Raw genomic sequence first — 3,953 nt, forward strand, 5'->3', positions numbered from 1 at the left:
GCGCTCCAGATAGCCCGTGCGCTCCTTGCACCCCACGTCGGCGCGGACCGAGGGGTGCGTGGCGGGGTCCGTGCCGAGGGGCAGTCCGGCGGCCAGCTCCCGGGGGTTGCCGGCGGTGACTCCGGCGCGTTTCGCGCAGGCCCGCCAGCGTGCCCCGGCGGCCCGGAAGGCCGGATCCTTCTCCAGGTCCCGCAAGGTGTCCCGCTCCCCCTGGTCCAGCCTCATCCGCAGCCTGAGGTCCCGGACCCGACCGCCCTCGCCCAGCAGCCGGGTCTGCGCCTCGGCGAGGCAGCCCGTCGCGGGCCGGGTCACCTCGAGGACCTTGTTGCGGGCGGATATCCGCCGGTCCGGGTCGCCGTACAGCGCGCGGTCGAACTCCTCGTCCCGGGGCCGTTCCGAGGGCAGCGGCTCGGGCGCGCCGGTCCCGTCCGGCCCGTCGAGGGTCTCGACGCCGAACAGGGAGGGACCCGTGCCGGAGCCGTCGGGAGCCATGGGGGCGGGGTGGTAGGGGAAGCCGTGGGCGGCCATGCAGGACGCCGTCAGCCGCCCTTCCGCCTCATGGACGCGGCGGGAGGCGTCGGTCGTGGCGTGGAGCAGGCCGTGGAGCGGGAGCCGCGCGCGCAGTGCGGCGGGATCCGGCTCCGGCCGGGTGGACGACTTCGGCGGGGCCGGGTCGTGGTCGCCCAGTACCCAGGCGGTCGTGGTGGCGAGTGCGAGCGGGATGAGCACCAGGAGAACGATGCCCGCTTTCCGGCTCGGTCCGATCGGTTGCATGGCGGCCCTTCCTTCCGTGGCTCATGACCGCGGCGGGGTGGGCCGGGGCCGGGAGCGGCGCGGTGGCGTCGCTCCCGGCCCCGGCCCGTACGCCGCTCAGAAGCAGTTGACGCTGGTGGTGCCGCGCAGGCGCAGGGAGCTGGCCCGGTTCTGCAGGTCCGCCGGCAGGTAGTTGACGTAGGACCCGGGGTTCACGCAGAAGATGAAGCCGCTCCAGTCGCTGCCGACCCCGGTGTAGTAGTGGCTCTCGTACCCGCCGGTGCTGGAGTTGCTGGCGGAGACGACGTTGTTGTGCACGGGCTGGTTGCCGCCGGCACGGCTGGTGAGCTCGTTGAAGGTGTTGTTGCGGAAGTCGGTGTCGGAGTCGTAGTAGGACTGCCGGGCCGAGTCGTTGACGCCCAGGTAGTAGACGCAGTGGTAGCCGGCCGAGCAGTTGGGGCCCGCGGACGCCGGGGTCGCCCCCAGCAGCAGTCCGGCCGACGCGGCCATGGCGGCGATGCCGCTCACGGCGGCCAGTTTCGTGCGTGTACGCATGCTTCCTCCGTTGTGGTCCGGGACGTGGTCGCCCGTGTGTGTGGATCCGCGCGCGTGCCGTTTCCGTTCGGCGAGCGCGAATCTACGGGCGGCCGGACGGGCGCACATCGGGGCAGGCCCTGAGGCGGCGGGGCGCCCGGGTCAGGCGCGGAGGTAGGTGACGACGGCCTGGACCCGCCGGTGGTACCCGAGGTCGGGTTCCAGGCCGAGCTTGGTGAAGATGCTGCGGATGTGCGTCTCCAGCGTCTTGCCGCTGATGTCCAGGAACCGCGTGATGGCCTCGTTGGAGTGGCCCTCGGCCATGACGGCGAGCACCTCCCGCTCGCGGCGGGTGAGGCTGTCGAGGCGGCTGTGCGTCCGCCGCCGGCCGAGCAGCCGGGCGACCACCTGCGGGTCGATGACGGACTCGCCCGCCGCCACCCGCGCGAGCGCGTCGCGCAGTTCCGCGACATCGGCGAGGCGGTCCTTCATGAGGTAACCGAATCCGCGCGGGGAGGCCGCGAGCGCCCGTACCGCGCTGCCGGTCTCCACGTACTGCGAGAGCAGCAGCACCCCGACGTGCGGGAAGCCCTCCCGGAGCGCGGTCGCCGCCCTGATGCCCTCGTCGGTGTGGGTCGGGGGCATACGGATGTCCAGGAGGACCACGTCGGGGGCGCGGTCCGCGACCAGGTGCGGCAGGCCCTCGCAGTCGCCCGCCTGGCCGACCACCTCGACACCGGCCTCGGTGAGCAGCCGCACCAGGCCCTCCCTGAGGAGTACGGAGTCCTCCGCGACGATCACGCGCACGGCAGCTCCGCCCTGACGCGGGTGCCGCCGTGCGGACCCCCGCAGATCCGCAGCACACCGCCCGCCGCGGCGAGCCGGTCGGCGAGCAGGCTCAGCCCGGTGCCCTTGGCGGGGTCGGCGCCACCGGTGCCGTCGTCGGTGACCTCGACGACCAGGAGGGCGCCCTCCCTCCGTACGGAGACCTCCACCCGCTCCGCGCGGGCGTGCTTGACCGCGTTCGACACCGCCTCGCAGACCGTGAAGTAGGCGGCGGACTCGACGAACGGCGGATACCGGCCGGGGTCGGCGGTCACCCGCACCGGCAGGGCGGACCGTTCGGCGAGGGCGGTCACGGCGGGGCCGACGCCCTCGCGGGTCAGCAGGGCCGGATGGATGCCCTGGGCCAGGTCCCGCAGGTCCTCGACGGCCTGACGCAGGGTCTCCTCGGCGTCGGCGACCGCCCGGCGCAGCGCGGCCTCCTCCGCCGTCCTTCCGTCCTCCCGGCCCTTCCCGTCGGCTCCGTCGGCTCCGGTCCGCACGCCGGCCCGTCGCAGGGCCATGAGCGCCAGGACGAGACGGGTCTGCGCCCCGTCGTGCAGGTTCCGCTCCAGTCGCCGGCGCTGATCGTCGGCGGCCCGCAGCAGACGGGCGCGGACCTCGGCGGTGCCCTGCTCGCGGACCCGGACCTCCGCCCGGAGCCGGGACGCCCGCAGGCACAGCCGTACGGCCGCCCCGGCCGCGGCCAGCAGCTCGGGTTCGTCGTCGAGGGCGGGGTCGTGGAGCAGCACCGCCGGGAAGCCGTCCGGCCCCTCGTCGCCGAGCGGGGTGACGCTCAGCCCGGCGGCCTGTGGCAGCGGACGTCCGTACGGATCCGTGTAGTCGTCCAGGAGGGTCCGGGGGTCCCGGGGCGGCGCCGCCGGGGCGGGATCCGCGGGGCCGGCGGCGCTCACGGTGCTCGTGTCCGCGGTCCGTACCCCGAGTCGTACGGAGGGGTCTCCGAGGGTGCGGGCCAGTGCCTCCTGCAGCCGCAGCAGACCGGGGTCGGCCGCGGCCTCGGTGACGAGATCGGCGACGGCGGCGCGCCGCAGCCGCAACCGCAGCAGTCCGGCCAGGAAGGCGAAGGGTACGGCGATCTGGCTCAGGTCGGAGGGCAGGGCCAGGACGGTGGCGGCGGGCGCGAGCGCGTCGGGCGCGACGAGGTGGAGCATCTCCCAGCCGATGAACGCGACCGCCACCACGACGGCGATCCAGGCGGGCATCAGCGCCCGCCGGCGGGCCGGCCCGCCGGCGCGCCAGCGGCGGACCAGCCGGTACGCGCAGACCAGGGTGAGTGCCGCCCCCAGCCACCGGTAGCCCAGGTCGACCAGGGTGAAGAGGCCGGCGTCGGAGTGGACCAGCAGTGCGTTCGGGCCGCAGCCGCGGCAGTCGAGGTAGCTGGCGGTGCCGGACACCGCCGGGTCGTAGACGAGGGCACGGAGGAGTCCGCCCACACCGACGAGGAGGTAGCCGGCCAGGACGACACGCCGGTCGGCCGAGGTCGTCGTCCGCCCTTCGGGGTAGGCCAGGAGGAGATGGGCGAGGACGGCGAGGTTGAGGGCTTCCGTCCAGGCTCCCAGGGCGAAGAGGACGGGCACGGTGGTGCCCTGGAGGTTGCCGAGGAACCAGGTGAGCCCTTCGGCGAGCATCAGCGGGCCCGTGCGGTTGGCCGGCCTGCGCCACCAGGCGAGGAGTCCGGCACCCGCGTAGGCCCAGCCCACCGCCAGGTCCCGCAGGACGTCACTCCAGGCGGCCCCCGTCCTGCCGTAGGCCCAGGCGCCGCAGCACCCCGCCGCCAGGGCCGTCGCCGCGCCGACGGCGAGGCGTCGGCGCGTCCGCCCGGC

Annotated in this window: 3 protein-coding genes and 1 pseudogene; all 4 read right to left on the minus strand. The window is 75.1% G+C overall.

Going from position 1 to position 3,953, the window contains the following annotated elements:
* A pseudogene (locus B7767_RS35865) lies at positions 1 to 774 on the minus strand (hypothetical protein); the annotation flags it as partial.
* Between the two features lie 96 nt (positions 775 to 870).
* Positions 871 to 1,308, minus strand: coding sequence for a hypothetical protein (locus B7767_RS35870; protein ID WP_085575696.1), 438 nt, complete (start codon positions 1,306 to 1,308; stop codon positions 871 to 873).
* A gap of 141 nt (positions 1,309 to 1,449) precedes the next feature.
* The gene (locus B7767_RS35875; protein WP_306298031.1) at positions 1,450 to 2,094 is read right to left on the minus strand and encodes a response regulator transcription factor; all 645 of its coding nucleotides are present in this window, start codon (positions 2,092 to 2,094) and stop codon (positions 1,450 to 1,452) included.
* Positions 2,085 to 3,953 (minus strand): sensor histidine kinase (locus tag B7767_RS35880; protein ID WP_306298032.1); only part of this gene is annotated, 1,869 nt, incomplete at its 5' end. The genes B7767_RS35880 and B7767_RS35875, both read right to left, overlap by 10 nt.

This window comes from Streptomyces sp. 13-12-16 (genome assembly GCF_002114215.1).
Taxonomy (GTDB): Bacteria; Actinomycetota; Actinomycetes; order Streptomycetales; family Streptomycetaceae; genus Streptomyces.

What these genes read in the sequence shown, in the direction of transcription:
- B7767_RS35870 (WP_085575696.1), bottom strand. Translation starts at nt 1,308, where the DNA reads ATGCGTACACGCACGAAACTGGCCGCCGTGAGCGGCATCGCCGCCATG.